The sequence below is a fragment of the Streptomyces sp. SS1-1 genome (genome assembly GCF_008973465.1).
Lineage (GTDB): Bacteria > Actinomycetota > Actinomycetes > Streptomycetales > Streptomycetaceae > Streptomyces.
Genome location: NZ_WBXN01000004.1, coordinates 6,437,775 through 6,453,392 on the forward strand (window position 1 = coordinate 6,437,775; position 15,618 = coordinate 6,453,392).

Sequence of the window (15,618 nt, forward strand, 5' to 3'; positions counted from 1 at the left end):
GCGTCGAACCTGCGGAATGGCAGAACATCCTCGTGCGGGTGCCGGCAACTCCGAGGTCCGGCCTTGGAACGGCTGGAAATCCGCACGGACCGCACTGGGGAGTGCTGGCTGTGGACCGGCCGCCTGAACGGCTCGGGATACGCCGAGATGAAGCTCGGTGGCCGGTATCAGATGGCGCACCGGGTGGCGTATCAGGAGATTGTTGGCCCGATCCCCGAAGGCCTTCAACTCGACCACCTCTGCCGCGTCCGGCACTGCGTTAATCCGGCTCATCTGGAGCCGGTGACGAGCCGTGAGAACACGCTACGCGGCGAGAACTTGGTTGCCATCAACGCGGCCAAGACGCATTGCAAGCGGGGACACCTCTTCGACGCCGCCAACACGTATCGGTGGCGCAACAGCCGTATCTGCCGAGAGTGCCGCCGTCTTCGTAGCGCGACCAAGGCGGGTGACCGCTCGTGAGCACGCACTCGCCGGCCGAGTGGGCCGAGATGGTCGCCCTCGCGTTCGGGATCTGGGGGACGGGCAGCGTCTTCTACTTCCTCCTCGTCGACGCCGACCTCGCTGACTTCGACCCGCGCCCCGCCGCACGCCGCGCCACAGCCGCCCTGCACCAGGGCGTCGTGCACGCCGGCCACGACCTCAACCGGGCCCGGGCGCACGCCGAGCGTGCCGCCGTCCACGCCGCGATCACGACGGCCGCCGCTCTCGCTCTTCTCCTTCCCGCCACCGGAGGCACCCGATGAACCACTCCTCCAAGCCGGGCCTCTCCTTCGAGGTCGGCGCCAACCACCTCCACGGCGTCCTGCGTGTCGACCAGATCCGCACCGACACCCTCGTCCAGCTGGTGCAGCACTGGTCCAACCCGGACGACCGGGACGCGATCATCACGGCGCTCGACGAGCTGTCCGACGTGGTGCACGGCGTGGCCCGCGAGGGCGAGCTGGACGCGGCGGTCGAGCAGGTTGAGGACGTTGCGGCTATGGACACCGCGCAGGTCGAGGTGTCGATGGTGGACGTGCGGCGTCTGCTGGTTGAGCTGACCGCGGTCGCGCGTCGGGTGCTGCGGTTCCGCCGGCCGTCCGTGCCGGGGCAGCGTGAGGCGGGTGCGGCATGAGCGCCCGCATGGAACTGCACGTCGCCCTGTCGCTGCGGCTGGACGCCAAGGAGGCGTACCGCCTCGCGCACAACTACCGCGACGAGGTGCTGGCCGAGGCAGACCTGCTGCCGAAGGCGGACGTCGTGGCCTGGCTGACGAAGAAGGCCCGCGAGGGCACGCCGGTCGAGGTGCTCGCGTCGAAGGTCGAGCGGGGCGCGGTCCGCCCGGACAACCTGCGGATGCTGCCCGCCGACTTCTTCGAGCCCGGCCACACCTACACCCGGCAGCACCACGCGTCCACCATCCGCTTCCTCGTCCAGCACGTCGACTGGTCGCCCTGCGGCACCTACAAGGTCGCGTTCGGCTGGCGCGTCGAGGACGGCGACGTCACGTGGTCGCCGACCGACTCGGACGACTTCGGCGGCTGGGTCGACGTCACCCAGGGCGGTGAGTCGGAGTGAGCGCCGTCGACACGATCCTCTTCGCCCTCAAAGCCCACTTCCGCCGCGAGGTCGACCCGACCGCCGCCGCCGTCAACGTGCTCGCCGACTACGAGGCCACCACCATCGGCCGCCTCCGCGACTTCACCCCCGTGTGGACCCGCAGTGACGGCAGCGACGTCCCCGCGACCGAACTCCGCTGCATCCCCTGCGGCCACCTCGTCCAGGCCGTCGGCGTGAAGACGCTCCTCGACATCAACGCACTCGCCAGCAGCCACAACTGCCAGAGCAGGAAGGCGGACGCCTGATGACGTCCACCGCGCAGGCCGGGGCTCAGGCCCCGGCCGCCGGGCCCACCCTCCTCGGATGGTTCGAGGCCGGCACACCCGAGTGGCACGCCGCCCGCGCGAACGGGATCGGCGGCAGTGAGATCGCCGCGGTCGTCGGCCTCTCCCCGCACGAGTCCCGGTTCTCCCTCTGGCACCGCAAGAAGGGATTGGTCGGCCCCGTCGAGGAGAACCCCCAGATGCGGTGGGGAAAGAAGCACGAGCCCACCATCTGCGCCGAGTTCGCAGAGCTCCACCCCGAGTGGATCGTCCACACCTCCGGCACCTACGCGGCCACCGGCAGGCGGTGGCAGATCGCCAACCCGGACCGGCTTCTATACCTGCCGGAGACAGACGAGCCGTTCGCGCTGCTGGAGGCGAAGACCGCCCGGGACGACGAGGGCTGGGGCAAGGAAGGCACCGCCGAGATCCCGGTGCACTACCGAGCCCAGTGCCTGTGGTACCTCGACGTCCTCGGTCTGCCCGTCTGCCACCTCGCCGTCCTGATCGCTGGGGCGGACTACCGCGAGTACGTCGTCGACTACGACGAGGACGAGGCCCGCATCCTCCGCGAGGCCGGCGCCCGCTTCATGGACGACCTCGCCCGCGACAACCGGCCTGACATCGACGGACACTCTGCCACCTACCAGGCGATCCGTGAGATCCCCGAGGGCCTGGACCCCGTCGACATCGAGATCGGCACCGCTCTGCGGGACCGGTTCTACGCCGCGCAGGACGCCTACTGGGCGGCCGAGGACGAGCTGACCGCCTGCAAGGGCGAGCTCCTCGACGCGATCGGCACCGGCCAGCGCGCCGTCTGCGAACGCCAGCGCATCGCCACCCGCACCGTCCGCGACGGCCACACCTACTCCCTCATGCCTGCACGCACCCGAAGGAACGCCCGATGACCGACAACACCGTCTCCACCGCCATCGCCACCCGCGACGAGGGCCCCGGCGCCATGGTCACCCAGTACCAGGAGGAGTACGCCGCTCTCCTGCCGTCCCACGTCAACGCCGACCAGTGGGTGCGCCTCGCCGTCGGGGCGATCCGCGGTAACCAGATGCTGGAGCGGGCCGCGAAGAACGACGTCGGCGTGTTCCTGCGGGAGCTGAAGACCGCCGCCCGCCTCGGCCTGGAACCCGGCACCGAGCAGTTCTACCTCACCCCCCGCAAGTCGAAGGACCACAACTGGAACTTCATCATCAAGGGGATCGTCGGCTACCAGGGCATCGTCGAACTCATCTACCGGGCCGGCGCCGTGTCCTCGGTCGTCGTCGAGACCGTCCGCGCCAACGACTCCTTCCGGTACGTCATCGGCCGCGACGAGCGCCCCGTCCACGACGTCGACTGGTTCGGCGGCGACCGCGGTGAACTCGTCGGCGTATACGCCTACGCGGTCATGAAAGACGGCGCCACCTCCAAGGTCGTCATCCTCAACCGTCAACAGGTCATGGACGCCAAGGCCAAGTCCGACAGCGCGTCCGGGAAGGGCGCGGACTACTCCCCGTGGAACACCAACGAGGAGGCGATGTGGCTGAAGACCGCCGCTCGCCGCCTCGCCAAGTGGGTGCCCACCAGCGCGGAGTACATGCGCGAGCAACTGCGGGCGCAGGCCGAGGTCGCCAAGGAACTGCCGTCGGGGTTCGCGCCGCCGCTGCCGCAGCCGTCGGCGGATCTCCCGGACGACGCCGGTAGCGGCGAGGAGGAGGGGCCGATCGAGGGCGAGTTCGTCGACGACGAGCCCACCGGCACCGACTGGCCGGCCGCCGCCCAGCCCGGGCAGGGGGCCCGCCGATGAGCGCTCCGATCGCCTTCGTCGACTGCGAGACCACGGGGCTGGACCCGATCAGGCACATGCCGTGGGAGGTCGCCATCATCCGCCGCGAACCGGACGGTACCGAGACCGAGTACCTGTGGCAGATCCGGCCCACTCGCGCAGAGCTTGCTGCCGCGCAGCCGGAAGCACTGCGCATCGGCGGCTACGCGGAGCGGTTCGCCGTCCCTGATGGGGCGGCGGCAGCCGACATGCTCGCCGTGCCCGTCGTTCCCCTCGACTACCTCGACGTAGCAGGGCGGATCTTCAAGGCCCTGACAGGCGCGGTCATGGTCGGCTCGAACCCCCACTTCGACGCCTCGTTCCTGCATCGGATGCTCCAGACCGGCGCGACGCCCTGGCACTACCGGCCGGTGTGTATCGCCACCCTCGCAGCCGGCCGGAAGCTGGGCATGACCGAGATGGTCCGGAGGGTCGGCGGTACGGCGCAGCCCTCCGACGAGGTGCCGTTCCCTTTCTCGTCGCGGGATTTGTCCCGCTGGGCCGGCGTCGAACCGCCCGGCCCGGGGGTGGCGCACACGGCGCTGGGTGACGCCCGCTGGGCGCGCGACGTGTTCGACGCGGTCCGGGGTGAGACGTCGTGAGGGTTCCCTTCGTGTGGCGGCGCACCGCCGAAGCCAACGTGTGCATGTGGAAGGACCGGGCCGCCTACTGGCGCGGCCGCGCGGAGACCGCCGAGTCGCAGCTCCGTGCCGAGGTGGCCGCGCGCCGGACCGCTGCTGAGAAGTTCAGCGACCTGTTCGACGAGCACGAGCAGCTCACCCGCGACCACGCCCGTCTCGCCGCCCGGCCCGCCCGGTTCGACGGCGACAAGGCCCGTCACGCCGCCGCCCGGATCGAGCGCCTGGTGCGCGGTGTGGCCCGGGCCCGCGCGGAGGCGGCCAGCGAGACGCGCCGCGCCGACCGGCTGCAGGCCCGTCTCGACGACGCCGTCGGCATGCCGCAGGGCGGCCGGATCGCCAACTCGGGCCCGTGGCAGCCCGGCTTCCGCAAGACGGAGGTGGATCACTGATGGCCGAGCCGATCATCACCGGGCTCTATGTCCTGTTCCTGGCGGGCTTCGCCCTCGCGTTCTGGCTGCTGTGCCGCAAGCCGCGACTCACCCCCACCGAGGCCGCCGAGCAGCAGACGGACGACATCGAAGCCCGCCTCAAGGCCTACGCCACCCGCATCGCCGACCTGTACGACACCACCCCGGGGGGAAACCAATGACCGCCCTCTTCGACGTCGAGGCCCCGGCCGCACCCGCAGCGGCCGGGCCCCGGCCCCTCGTCATCGCACTCGACGCCGCCACCATCGTCACCGGAGTCGCCGGCGTCGGCTGGACCGACTACGTCCACGCCCCCGCGAAGGGCCTCCACGAACGCTTCCAGCAGCAGCTCGACGGCTGCGCCTCCTTCTACCGCCACGCCGACTACGTCGTCATCGAAGGCCCCGCCTACTCGAAGAACAACAACGGCGCCGACGCGCTCTCCGCACTGCGCTGGTTCCTCCGGCAGGACCTGTGGAAGCGCGGCATCCCCTACGCCGTGATCAACCCGCAGGCCCGCAACGAGTACGCCACCGGGAAGAAGCGCCCGGTCCCCGGCACGGTCCCACCGAAGAAGCGGTACGAGGTCGGCAAGGCCATGATCCGCGACGCCGTCCACCAGCGGTACGGGCTGCTCACCGAAGGCAAGCACCGCTACGACCAAAGCGACGCGTACATGATCCTCGCGCTGGGCCTCCACTCTCTCGGGCACGTCCTCGCCGAGGTACCCGAGGCGTGGGCGCAGAACGCGCTGCGCGGCGTGGAGTGGCACAACCTCCCGGCGGTGGCCCGCTGATGCCCGGCCCGCAGGGCGTGCCCCGCGCCGACATCATCCGCCTCCTCGCCGAAGGCCACTCCGACCGCAGCATCGGCCGCCTCCTCCACACCAACCCGAAACGCGTCGGCCGGATCCGCCGCGAACTCGACCTTCCCCCAGCCAGCCGGCACACCACCCTCACCCTCGAACAAGCCTGGCAAGCGCAGACCGAGGCCGTCGACGGCGGACACATGCGCTGGACCGGCTACCTCCGCGAGAAGACCTGCCCCGTCCTCAAGCACCGCGGCATCGACTACGCGGCCCGCCGTATCGCCTTCCGTATCCGGCACGGCCGCGAGCCCGAAGGGCGTGTCCTGCCCAGCTGCACCTACCCCGGCTGCATCGCACCCGACCACACCACCGACCAGCCCATGCGTGACCACCTCAACCAGCAGTACGCGGCGATCTTCGGGAGGGCGGCATGAGCCACTACACCGGATCCGTACCCATGCACGACCGCGCCACCGACTGGCGCGACCGGGCCGCCTGCAAGACGGACCCCGACCGCATGTTCCCCGACAACAACTCCGCCGGTATCGACCAGGCCAGGCAGGTCTGCCGCAGCTGCCCCGTGTGGCGGCAGTGCCTGCGTGACGCGCTCGCCGTCGGCGACAACGAGTACGGCATCCGCGGCGGCATGACCCCAGGTGAACGCCGCGCGGTCGCCAAGCAGATGGCCGTGGGCATCCGGGTGACCGTCGCCCCGCCGAAGACGGCCAAGCCTCCCATGCCGAGGCCGACGTCGATCCGGGAAGCGGTCGAGCGGCGCACCATCGCGACCGGCGACGGTCACCTGCAGTGGCAGGGGGGCGCGACTGTGCAGTTCGCCGGCCGTGCGTACACGTCGTGGCAGGCGGCGTTCATCGCCGGGCACGGGCGTGCTCCGGTCGGTCCGGTGACGCGGACCTGCGACCGGGAGTGCGTGCTGGCGGAGCATCTGGCGGACGCGGTGCTCCGCGGTGACAGGGCCGCGTCGTGAGCGGGGAGCGGGTCCGCGAGTGCGGTCACTGGATCGGCCCGGAGCGCCGGCACTGCAGGCAGGTGGACGGGGTTCGCGCGTTCCTGATCGGGCTGCGTTGCCCGGCGCACACGCCGAACGCGCTGAAGGGCCTGCCGGAGATCCCGCCCGGGCCGGGTGCACCGCGGACCTGGGCGGCACCGCCCACGTACCGGGCCCCGACGGCGCGCGGCCGCCGTCCCCTCACCGCCGTCCGCAAGACCACGTGACAGCGGCCCCGCCGACCGAACCGGCGGGGCCACCAACCCCAAGGAGAACACGATGACCACCCACCGCAGGCTCACGCAGGCCGAACTCGTCACCGAAGCCACCGAACGGTTCGGCAACGACCCGATGAAGTGGGCGTTCCTCTGCCCCACATGCGGCGACACCGCGACCGGAGCCGACTTCCGCGAAGCCCTCACCAGCCACCCGCGCAAGCACCCCAACGGGACCGACGTCGCCGCCTCCGACGTTCTCGGCCAGGAGTGCATCGGCCGCACCCTCGGCGCCCTCGACAAGCGCCAGACGTACAGCGGACGCGGCTGCGACTGGGCCGCCTACGGCCTGTTCGGCGGCCCCTGGACCGTCGACCTGCCGGACGGCCACACCATCCACTCCTTCCCGCTCGCCCCGGCCAGCTGACCATCCTCCGGCGGCCGGCCCCCAGGCGCACAGCGCCGCGGCCGCCACCCGGGCCCGCCCTCCACCTCCCCCCAAACGGAGGGCGGGCCCACCCAGATCCACAGATCCACAAGCCAGCTCCACAACCAGAAAGGCACACCGTGACACCCAACATCGACGCCGACGTCAAGTTCGACAGCAAGGTCCTCACCGACGTAGCCGAAGCCCTCGAACCCCACGCCACCGAAATGTTCAAGCAGCGCGCCGGCCGGTGGATGGCCGTCGTCGAGTTCGGCCACGTCGAGCGCACCGAACCCGGACCCGACGAGGACAAGAACCCCACCGTCAAGATCCGCGTCACCTCGATCGAAGTCGCCGCCGACGAAGTCACCCGCGGCCGACTCCGCAGCGTGCAGCGCGAGATGTACGACCGCCGCACCTCCGGCGGCACCCTCTTCGAGCACGACACGGACGAGGTCGCCTGATGGCCGCCCGGCCGTGGGGAGGCGACAACTCCCGCCGCCCCGCGGCCGGGCCCCGCCCCTGCGAGCACTGCGGACAGCCGGTGCTACGCCAGCTCGTCGGCCACCGCGCCGCACTGAAGGTCACCGCGGACGCCGCGCCCATACCGCTCGACGAGGCGCTCGCACTGCGGGAACCGAACCGGCTCGTGTGGTGCCTGGCCCGGCTGCGCAGCGGTGAACCGGATCTGAGGTGGCGGTGCCGCAGCGGGGAGACGTGCCGGCACCAGGCGGTCATCGAGCACCGGTGCCCCCCGGAGGCCAGGCAGTTCGGAGCGAAACCAGAAGGGGGGCTGTGGTGAAGCGATCAGGGCTTGGGCTTGGGGGCGATCTTCGCCACCCACTCGCGGGTCATGCCGGACCAGCGGGCCATGTCGGAAGGGCCGACACCTTGGGCACGCCAGGCCACGAACAGCTCTCGCAGCGCGGCGTCGTCCCGCTCAAAGGCGGCCTTCGACTTCTCGCGCTTACGGGCGGCGTCCCGGATCTGGGCCTCGGCTTCGCTGGTCATGGCCCTCATGGTGACACAGGTTGTCACGGTCGCGCTACGCGTCCGCGCTATACGGTCGCGAACTGCGGTCGCGAACGGTATTCTCGTCTCATGGTGAACATCGGCTCAGGCCACAGCCATCGCGCAGACCTCACGTGCAACCACGAGTTGTACGGATTGAGCTGCGGCGACTACGACGCAATGCGGGCCCGGGCACGCGAGGCGTGCGAGATCTGTGAGACCGCCGAGCGTGACACGACCCGCGGCCAGCTCGTCATCGACCACTTCCAGGGCGAGGGACTGTTCATCGTGCGCGGGCTCCTCTGCGACCGATGCAACTCGGTCATGTCTCGCCACGATCGCACTGCCGAATGGGGCCCCTCCTCTCTGCCTTGGAAGGAGAAGGCCCGCGCCTACCACCTCAACGCATTCAGCCAGCCCACGGCCGATGAACTGCGTCGCGCAGACGAGGTCATCGCGGCACGCACGCCGTACTCCGTCCGCAACCGGCCGCCGCTGCCGAGAACGCCACGCCGAAAGCACTCGCCGCGCGTCCACCTGAACCACGGCCCGAAGCAGATCGCCCGAGCGATTCGCAAGCACCTCACGCCCGAGCAGATCGGCCGCTTGGTCCAGCTGCTCACTGAGGCCGAGGCAGGTGAGCCCCACAGCCACAGCGCTGCGACCCGCTAACGCGCGCTGCCCGCCCCGCACCTTCACGCAAGGAGCACCACCAAGTGACCGAGAACCAGCAGCCGCCACAGCGCACCGGCGCCTGGCCCACGGAACCCGTCGACCTCGACGCGGTCCAGGCCACCACCGCCGAGCGGCAGGCCGAGCAGGAACACGGCGAGCAGCACGCCCGCCTCTACGCCGCCATCGCCTGGAACGAACTGGTTCTCGACAACATCCGCATCGACCTCGCCAACCAGCCCAACGCGAAGTGCGCACGCAACCGCGCCCGCTGGTGGATCCGCGGCGTCCTCGCCCAGCTCGACACAGTCCTCAAGGAGGGCGACCGATGACAACCGCCGCTCCCCTCATGCTCTTCGGCGACGACACCCCCGAGCCCCCGCACCCCACCGCGCGCGACCAGCCCGAACCCATCCACGGCCTACGGCCCGCGCCCGCTCGGCTCATCGCCGCACACGACGCCGACATCCACGACCACGAAGGCCGACCCTTGCTCTACCTCGTCGTCACCTGCTGCCCGTACTGCGAGCACCAGCACATCCACCCCGCCGGCCACACAGGCGAGCCCCGGCTCTGCCCGCGCAACGCCCGCTGCATCGGCCAGCCCGGCGGCGCCTACTACTTCCCGGCGGTGGACCAGTGACAACCGCACACCAGGCGCCCACACACGTGGCCGCAGACATCGAACTCGTCAGAGCATCCCTGGCCTACCAGTACCAAGACGCGCCCGGCCTGCTCAGCATCTGCTCCGACGCAGACCGCTGGGTCGGACGCCGCTTCACCACCGACGAAGTCGGCATCGCCGCCGCCGTCCGCTACATCGCCGAACTCGACACCCGCACCCCGAAAGGGATCTACGCCCAGGTCACCACCCTGCGCGAACACCCCGCCAAGGGCCGCGGAGGAAAGGACCTCGCCCACGCCCTCACCTGGCTGTGGGCCGACGGCGACTACGGCACCCTCGGCCACAAGCCCGGCCCCGACGAGATGCCCCACCCCATCGACGCCGACCACGTCCGCGAGATCGTCACCTCCACCGGACTGCCCGAGCCGTCCGGCTGGGTCGACACCGGCGGCGGCTGCAACCCCGTATGGGCGCTCACCGAAACGCACATCATCACCGACGACAACCGGGTCGCCGTCGAGGAGATGACCTCAGCCCTACAGGCCATCCTCGGCGCCGCCGCCTACCAGCACGGGTGCGCCTGGGACACCCAGGTCGGCAACCTCGACCGGCTCATGCGCGTGCCCGGCACCGTCAACCGCAAGACCGAACCCGCCCGCCCTTCCAGCAGCCACGCCGGCACCGGCGCACCCGTCGACCTCGCCACCATGCGCGAAGCCATCACCCGCCTGGCTCCCGAGGCACGCCGCATCCTGGAGAAGGCCGCCGTCGAGAAGCGGGCCCGGCAAGACGAACGCACAGGCCGCACCACCCCTGCACGACCCGCCCGGCCCGCAACCTTCCCCCGCTCCACCAGCGGCACCGGCGTCTTCGACATCCTCGCGAGCCAGCTCACCTTCCGCGACATCCTCGAACCCGAGGGCTGGACCTACCGCGGCACCGCCGCCGACGGCCGCGAGAAGTGGCTGCGCCCCAGCGGCAGCGAAGGCTCACCCGACAGCGACTACAGCCTCGTCTGCGACGACCACGTCGCCGTCAACTGGAGCGAGCGCTCCGGCCTCCCCGTCGGCCAGCAGCCGGGAGGAAAGAAGCTCACCATCCCCACCCTGTGGGCGCACATCCACCACGGCGGCAACGAACGCGAAGCCACCCTCGACATCCTCCGCGCAGCCTTCGACCAGGACGCCAGCCCGGCCGCCCGACGACTGCCGGCCCCAGCCCTCGCCGAGATCCGCCGCCACTGCCGCCCGCCCGCCGCGCCCCGAGACGACACACCGCACGACGACGAGTACTGGCCCACCGAGGCCCCCGCCGAAGAAGACGACCCCGACGACACCACCTCGACGCAGCGGCCCGGCCTTCTGCCCGAAACGTTCTGGAACGCACGCCCGGTCTTCCAGCACATCCGGCAAGCCGCCCACTCCCAAGGCTGCTCCGGCGACACCGTCCTCTACTCCACCCTGGCCCGACTCTCCGGGATGATCTCCCACCACATCCGGGCCGTCACCGGCATCGGCGGCCGGGCCAGCCTCAACATCTTCGCCGCCATGGTCGGCACCTCCGGCGCCGGCAAGTCCATCTCCGCCGGATGCGTCCGCGACCTCATGCACCCCGCCGACGACGACTTCCGCGACGGCCTGCCCATCGGCTCCGGCGAAGGCATCGCCGAAACCTTCATGGGCGCCGTCGAAGAACCCACCGGCGAGATCCACCAGAAGGGCCCCTACAAGGGCGACCCCGTCATGGCGAAGGTCCGCAAGCAGGTCCGGCACAACGCGTTCTTCTACGTCGACGAAGGTCAGACCATGGCCAAGCTCGGCGAACGCTCCGGCTCCATCCTCGGAGAGACCCTGCGGCGCGCCGCCATCGGCGAAGCCCTCGGCCAGACCAACGCCTCCGAAGAACGCACCCGCTACATCGCGCCCGGCTCCTACAGCCTCGGCCTCCTCGCCGGCTTCCAGCCGTCCATCGCCACCGTCCTCCTCGCCGACGCCCACACCGGAACACCGCAGCGATTCTTCTGGGGCTGGGCCGACGACCCCACCATCCCCGACAACCCGCCGCCGTGGCCCGGCCCCATCGAGCCGCACCCCGGCCGTATCCGCCCCGACGCCCCGGTCGACATCGACTTCCCCGTGTCCATCAAGCAGATGCTGTGGCGCGAGCGCGTCGCCCGCGGACGCGGCGAACTCGAAGTGCCCGAACTCGACGGCCACGCCAACCTGATGAAGGTCAAGCTCGCCGCCCTGTTCGCCCTCCTCGACGGCGGCCGCCTCAACGCCACCGAAGAGGACTGGGAGCTGGCCGGCGTCGTCTGGAAGGCCTCCTGCGCGGTGCGGGACTCCCTCGTCCGCAGGGCCGAGCGTGAGGCCGCACTCGCCAAGCAGCAGCAGACCGACGCCAAGGTCGAACTCGAACTGCGCACCCACGTCGCGAAGAAGGGCGCCGACCTCGCCCTGGAGCGCGTCGCCCGCCTCGTCCACCGTCACGCCTCGCAGGTCGGCGGGATCACCTACGGCGGCCTGAAGAAGTCGCTCGCGTCCCGGGATCGCGCCATCGCGGAGAAGGCGGTCGCTCTCGCGGTGGCTCGGGACTGGGTGTTCGAGGAGGGGGACCGGATCTGTGTCAAAGCGGACTAATCGAGGTGGACATGAGGGGTGGACATCCGTCCACCTTCGGCCGAGGTGGACAGGTGGACATTTGTCCACCACCCCCTGTCGCGAGAAAAACGGCCCCCATTCTGCCCCCACATACATACACAAAAAGGACATTTACTCTCACTCACGCGCTACGCGAGACAGGGGGTGGTGGACACGTCCACCTTTTGTCCACCTGTCCACCTCCTTTACCCGTAAACAATCTCCGCCGGCCCCCGCCTAGTCGATCACCCCCACACGCGACACCCACCCCACACCACACCCACGAAAGGCAGCCATGACCACCACACCCCGCCGCATCCAACGCCGCCGCACCAAGGGCTGGCGCGCACCTGAAGGCGCCCGCTACGTCGGCCGCGGCACCCCCTTCGGCAACCCCTGGGCCGTCGTGCAGACCAACACCGGGACCGGCTGGGCCGTCCAATGGGCCGGCCACACCAACCAGCACCGCCCGCCCGGCCTGAAGGACTTCGTCCCCGCCAACGGCCAGCACGACGCGCACACCCTCGCCGTCGAGCTGTACGAGATCTGGGTCCACGCGCACCCGACCCTGCCGGACCGAATCCGCCGCGACCTCGCCGCCCGAGACCTCATGTGCTGGTGCCCGCCCGAACTCCCGTGCCACGCCGACGTGCTGCTGGAGCTCGCCAACAGCCAGCTCGCCGCCGCCTGACCGTCACCCCGCCCGCCCGGGCGTACCCCGCCCCCGCACCACCGACCGAGGAGACACCACCCATGACCGACCCCAAGGCCACCGTCCAGATCACCCGCTACGAGGTGTCCGTCCTCCCCGAGGACGACATCAACCGCCCCGTGTTCACCGTCTACGTCGAGCACCGCGGCAACGACCGGTGGGCCGTCGTCCGCAACCAGCAGTGCATGAACGCCAAGGGCGAATGGTCCTGGGAGCGCGTGCCGTCCGAGCGCGAGGACGACTGGCTGGCCGAGCACCGGTTCAACCGGGCGACCGCGCTGGAGCTCGCCCAGTGGGCGGCCCCCCGGATCGTGGTCAACGGCCACACGGCGGTCGACGCGTACCGGCGCACGCACCCCGCCGCCGCTGCTGCTGTTCCGGCCGTGCCGACCACCACCAAGGACGGCGCACAGTGACCGCCCGCCGCCACCTCCGCAACTCAGCCGAGATCTGCCCCGAGCACATCGACATCCCCGGCGAGGGTCCGCTGCGTTGCGAACTCGATGCCGGACATGACGGCAAGCACAAACACTTCTGCACCCGATGGGGCACGCCGGATCGCGCCACAGGCCAGCCCACCCCGTGACCCACGAGAAGACCGGCCGCCGTGTTGGAGCCACGGCGGCCGGCCGTCCCCGAAGCATCCCACCCGGAAGGAACACGCACACCATGACCACCGACCCGACCAGCGAGCAGCTCGCCGCCCTCGTCCGCGACTTCCTCGACCCCGACCCGTGCGCCCTCGACCATCACGGCTACTGCCAGGCCCACAGCTGGCTGTGCGAGGGCCGCTGCCCGCATGCCCGGGCGCGGGAGGTGCTGGCTGAGTACGACGCTCAGCAAGCCGCGTCTGCCGGGCTTGGCGTGTCTGCCACACCCAGCCACACCGACCAGGCCGCGCTCCGCGAGAGCATTGCCGAGGCCCTCCTCGCCACGCCCCGCGAGGGCTGGACCTACGAGACCGGCCGGGAGAAGTGGGACCACCACAAGCACGGCGACCGCCCCGGACACACCTACTCGATCTCGTGCGCCCTCTGCACCGGTGACGTCACCACGCTCGCCGACGCGGTGCTGGCGGTGCTGCCGCCGCCCGCCGACCGGGCCGCCGTCCTCCGCGAAGCCGCCGACCGTATGTCGAAGAAGGCGTCGGCGCTCACCGAAGGTCTGCACGACCTGGCGCATTTCGTGGCGAAGGACCGGCTACGCGAGGCCGAGATCCTCGACCGCGAGGCTGACGAGCTGCGCCGCCTGGCCGACGAGACGCAGCCGCCGGAGCCCGTCGTCACCGTGCACGCCGCGCCCGACCTCAGCCCTGCAGCCGCTGAAGCCCTCGCCGCACTCGCCGACGTGGCCAAGCAGCAGATCGTCTGCGACTTCGACCACCCCCACCCAGAGCACCCCTGCGGACGCCGCCTACTCGCGCCCGTCGACGAGGCGCCCCAGCAGCCCGACACCGAGGCATGGGACGTCCCCGACGCCCGGCCCGGCACCACCGACTACACGCTCACCCGGCCCGCCGCCGACGCGCAGTCGGAGCCGCCGGTGCACGGTGAGTCCGTCGCCCACCTCGCCGGCCTCCACGACGGACACGACCAGTGTGCCGACGGCGAGCGGGGGATCGTCCACCGCTGCACCGAGTTCGACACATGGTTCGACCGCACCGTCTGTGCCGAGCCCTGCGGGGCCATGCACACCCGCTGCGTCAACTGCGGCGCAGCACTGGACACCTGCCCGCAGGGCCAGCCCGCCGTCGACGCGCGGCAGGACGGGGCGCAGCAGTGACCGCGCACCCGATCCCCGAGAACGCCGGGCACTGGTGGCTGGTGTGCGGGAAGTGGCGACGCCTGCATGCCATCCACAGCGCGGCGATCACAGCCGACCAGATGCGGAACGCCATCGACGACAACCGGCCCATCCCCGAGCGCGCCGCCTGTGGACTGCGCCGCCGCTGGTGGATGCCCGGCGTGTTCTCCCGCCTCGGTCGCCGCCGCTGCACCCCCTGCTGCCACGCGCTCGGTATCCAGCCCGGCTACGGCACCCCCGCCAACGAGAACCACCGCGAGGCGACGAAGACCCGACAGGACGGGGAGCAGCAGTGAGCGACGCCGAGCTGTTCATCGAGGCGATCACCACGTTCACCACGGTCGCTGAGGCCCTCGCCGGGTGGGTGATCTTCTTCGCGGTCGTCGCCGCGATCCTCACCCTCGCCGCCACCGTCACCGGCGCGCGGGCTGTACGAGGCGCGTGGCGGTACCTGCGCGCCCGCGTGACGGCCGAACGAGCCGCGCGGGCAGTCCGGGAGGGTCAGGCCCTCCAACACCCGCCACACGCCCGCACAGCCCGCCGCACCCCCGCCTGGGTCCACACACAACCAGCCGACAAGGAGCACGCATGACCGACCAGCCCTGCCCCTTCTGCGAGATCGTCACGGGCCGCGCCCCCGCCACCATCGTCCACGAATGGCCCGAGGCCCTCGCGATCGTCCCGCTCAACCCCGTCGTCGACGGCCACCTGCTCGTCATCCCGCGCGAGCACGTCCCGGACTTCGCCGCCTACCCCAAGGTGTCGGCCGCCACGATGCAGTGCGCCGCCGAACTCGTCGCCGGGCTGGGCTCGTACAACCTGATCACTAGCAAGGGCCGCCCGGCCACGCAGTCCGTGTTCCACCTGCACCTGCACCTCGTGCCCCGCGCCGAGAACGACGGCCTCGCCCTGCCCTGGTACAGCGGCCGCCGCAACCGCAAGCAGACCGCCTGACCCCGCCCCGT

General features: G+C 71.0%; 28 protein-coding genes. 27 read left to right on the plus strand and 1 reads right to left on the minus strand.

Annotation, left to right across the window (positions count from 1 at the left end; translation table 11 throughout):
• Positions 1–63: 63 nt before the first annotated feature.
• The 17 genes from F8R89_RS30720 to F8R89_RS30800 all read left to right on the plus strand — a co-directional run bounded on the left by F8R89_RS30720 (position 64) and on the right by F8R89_RS30800 (position 7,993).
• A complete protein-coding gene (locus F8R89_RS30720) occupies positions 64–462 on the plus strand; it encodes an HNH endonuclease signature motif containing protein (RefSeq protein ID WP_225994543.1) in 399 nt (132 codons plus the stop codon).
• The gene (locus tag F8R89_RS30725) at positions 459–746 is read left to right on the plus strand and encodes a hypothetical protein (RefSeq protein WP_151787008.1); all 288 of its coding nucleotides are present in this window, start codon (positions 459–461) and stop codon (positions 744–746) included. The genes F8R89_RS30720 and F8R89_RS30725 overlap by 4 nt, the downstream gene beginning before the upstream one ends.
• The gene (locus F8R89_RS30730; protein WP_151787009.1) at positions 743–1,117 is read left to right on the plus strand and encodes a hypothetical protein; all 375 of its coding nucleotides are present in this window, start codon (positions 743–745) and stop codon (positions 1,115–1,117) included. The genes F8R89_RS30725 and F8R89_RS30730 overlap by 4 nt, the downstream gene beginning before the upstream one ends.
• A complete protein-coding gene (locus tag F8R89_RS30735) occupies positions 1,114–1,560 on the plus strand; it encodes a hypothetical protein (protein ID WP_151787010.1) in 447 nt (148 codons plus the stop codon). The genes F8R89_RS30730 and F8R89_RS30735 overlap by 4 nt, the downstream gene beginning before the upstream one ends.
• Positions 1,557–1,847, plus strand: a complete 291-nt coding sequence (locus tag F8R89_RS30740) for a hypothetical protein (RefSeq protein ID WP_151787011.1) — start codon at positions 1,557–1,559, stop codon at positions 1,845–1,847. The genes F8R89_RS30735 and F8R89_RS30740 overlap by 4 nt, the downstream gene beginning before the upstream one ends.
• Positions 1,847–2,773, plus strand: coding sequence for a YqaJ viral recombinase family protein (locus F8R89_RS30745; protein WP_151787012.1), 927 nt, complete (start codon positions 1,847–1,849; stop codon positions 2,771–2,773). The genes F8R89_RS30740 and F8R89_RS30745 overlap by 1 nt, the downstream gene beginning before the upstream one ends.
• A complete protein-coding gene (locus tag F8R89_RS30750) occupies positions 2,770–3,666 on the plus strand; it encodes a recombinase RecT (protein WP_151787013.1) in 897 nt (298 codons plus the stop codon). Before F8R89_RS30745 ends, F8R89_RS30750 begins: the two co-directional genes overlap by 4 nt.
• Positions 3,663–4,286, plus strand: a complete 624-nt coding sequence (locus tag F8R89_RS30755; RefSeq protein ID WP_151787014.1) for a 3'-5' exonuclease — start codon at positions 3,663–3,665, stop codon at positions 4,284–4,286. Before F8R89_RS30750 ends, F8R89_RS30755 begins: the two co-directional genes overlap by 4 nt.
• Positions 4,283–4,714, plus strand: coding sequence for a hypothetical protein (locus F8R89_RS30760; protein WP_151787015.1), 432 nt, complete (start codon positions 4,283–4,285; stop codon positions 4,712–4,714). The genes F8R89_RS30755 and F8R89_RS30760 overlap by 4 nt, the downstream gene beginning before the upstream one ends.
• The gene (locus tag F8R89_RS30765) at positions 4,714–4,914 is read left to right on the plus strand and encodes a hypothetical protein (protein ID WP_151787016.1); all 201 of its coding nucleotides are present in this window, start codon (positions 4,714–4,716) and stop codon (positions 4,912–4,914) included. Before F8R89_RS30760 ends, F8R89_RS30765 begins: the two co-directional genes overlap by 1 nt.
• Entirely contained in the window at positions 4,911–5,528 is a 618-nt protein-coding gene (locus F8R89_RS30770; protein WP_151787017.1) for a hypothetical protein, read from the plus strand. Before F8R89_RS30765 ends, F8R89_RS30770 begins: the two co-directional genes overlap by 4 nt.
• Complete coding sequence (locus tag F8R89_RS30775) at positions 5,528–5,974, plus strand: hypothetical protein (RefSeq protein ID WP_151787018.1); 447 nt, start codon at positions 5,528–5,530, stop codon at positions 5,972–5,974. The genes F8R89_RS30770 and F8R89_RS30775 overlap by 1 nt, the downstream gene beginning before the upstream one ends.
• Positions 5,971–6,528, plus strand: coding sequence for a WhiB family transcriptional regulator (locus F8R89_RS30780; RefSeq protein ID WP_225994544.1), 558 nt, complete (start codon positions 5,971–5,973; stop codon positions 6,526–6,528). The genes F8R89_RS30775 and F8R89_RS30780 overlap by 4 nt, the downstream gene beginning before the upstream one ends.
• Positions 6,525–6,776, plus strand: coding sequence for a hypothetical protein (locus F8R89_RS30785; RefSeq protein ID WP_151787019.1), 252 nt, complete (start codon positions 6,525–6,527; stop codon positions 6,774–6,776). Before F8R89_RS30780 ends, F8R89_RS30785 begins: the two co-directional genes overlap by 4 nt.
• Before the next feature lie 52 nt (positions 6,777–6,828).
• Complete coding sequence (locus F8R89_RS30790) at positions 6,829–7,191, plus strand: VVA0879 family protein (RefSeq protein WP_151787020.1); 363 nt, start codon at positions 6,829–6,831, stop codon at positions 7,189–7,191.
• A 140-nt stretch (positions 7,192–7,331) separates the two neighbouring features.
• Positions 7,332–7,655: a hypothetical protein gene (locus F8R89_RS30795; protein ID WP_151787021.1), complete on the plus strand. Its 324-nt coding sequence runs from the start codon at positions 7,332–7,334 to the stop codon at positions 7,653–7,655.
• On the plus strand, positions 7,655–7,993 hold the full coding sequence (locus F8R89_RS30800; protein ID WP_151787022.1) for a hypothetical protein: 339 nt from the start codon (positions 7,655–7,657) through the stop codon (positions 7,991–7,993). The genes F8R89_RS30795 and F8R89_RS30800 overlap by 1 nt, the downstream gene beginning before the upstream one ends.
• Positions 7,994–7,998: 5 nt before the next feature.
• Here F8R89_RS30800 and F8R89_RS30805 read toward each other — a convergent pair whose 3' ends face one another.
• Positions 7,999–8,202 (minus strand): hypothetical protein, encoded by a 204-nt coding sequence (locus F8R89_RS30805; RefSeq protein WP_151787023.1) that lies wholly within the window; start codon positions 8,200–8,202, stop codon positions 7,999–8,001.
• A 90-nt stretch (positions 8,203–8,292) separates the two neighbouring features.
• Between F8R89_RS30805 and F8R89_RS30810 the strand changes: the two genes are divergently transcribed.
• From F8R89_RS30810 to F8R89_RS30855, 10 genes are all read left to right on the plus strand, one after another.
• On the plus strand, positions 8,293–8,874 hold the full coding sequence (locus tag F8R89_RS30810; protein ID WP_151787024.1) for an endonuclease domain-containing protein: 582 nt from the start codon (positions 8,293–8,295) through the stop codon (positions 8,872–8,874).
• A gap of 44 nt (positions 8,875–8,918) precedes the next feature.
• Positions 8,919–9,206, plus strand: a complete 288-nt coding sequence (locus F8R89_RS30815; RefSeq protein WP_151787025.1) for a hypothetical protein — start codon at positions 8,919–8,921, stop codon at positions 9,204–9,206.
• Positions 9,203–9,517, plus strand: a complete 315-nt coding sequence (locus F8R89_RS30820; protein ID WP_151787026.1) for a hypothetical protein — start codon at positions 9,203–9,205, stop codon at positions 9,515–9,517. The genes F8R89_RS30815 and F8R89_RS30820 overlap by 4 nt, the downstream gene beginning before the upstream one ends.
• A 26-nt stretch (positions 9,518–9,543) precedes the next feature.
• Positions 9,544–12,138, plus strand: a complete 2,595-nt coding sequence (locus F8R89_RS30825; RefSeq protein WP_151787027.1) for a hypothetical protein — start codon at positions 9,544–9,546, stop codon at positions 12,136–12,138.
• Positions 12,139–12,433: 295 nt separating this feature from the next.
• Positions 12,434–12,829: a DUF4326 domain-containing protein gene (locus F8R89_RS30830; RefSeq protein WP_151787028.1), complete on the plus strand. Its 396-nt coding sequence runs from the start codon at positions 12,434–12,436 to the stop codon at positions 12,827–12,829.
• A gap of 62 nt (positions 12,830–12,891) precedes the next feature.
• Entirely contained in the window at positions 12,892–13,266 is a 375-nt protein-coding gene (locus tag F8R89_RS30835) for a hypothetical protein (protein WP_151787029.1), read from the plus strand.
• Between the two features lie 253 nt (positions 13,267–13,519).
• A complete protein-coding gene (locus tag F8R89_RS30840) occupies positions 13,520–14,632 on the plus strand; it encodes a hypothetical protein (protein ID WP_151787030.1) in 1,113 nt (370 codons plus the stop codon).
• Positions 14,629–14,949 carry a hypothetical protein gene (locus F8R89_RS30845; protein ID WP_151787031.1) on the plus strand — a complete coding sequence of 107 codons (321 nt, stop codon included), beginning with the start codon at positions 14,629–14,631 and terminating at the stop codon, positions 14,947–14,949. Before F8R89_RS30840 ends, F8R89_RS30845 begins: the two co-directional genes overlap by 4 nt.
• On the plus strand, positions 14,946–15,245 hold the full coding sequence (locus F8R89_RS30850) for a hypothetical protein (RefSeq protein WP_151787032.1): 300 nt from the start codon (positions 14,946–14,948) through the stop codon (positions 15,243–15,245). Before F8R89_RS30845 ends, F8R89_RS30850 begins: the two co-directional genes overlap by 4 nt.
• Positions 15,242–15,607 (plus strand): HIT family protein, encoded by a 366-nt coding sequence (locus tag F8R89_RS30855; RefSeq protein ID WP_151787033.1) that lies wholly within the window; start codon positions 15,242–15,244, stop codon positions 15,605–15,607. The genes F8R89_RS30850 and F8R89_RS30855 overlap by 4 nt, the downstream gene beginning before the upstream one ends.
• Positions 15,608–15,618: the final 11 nt, after the last annotated feature.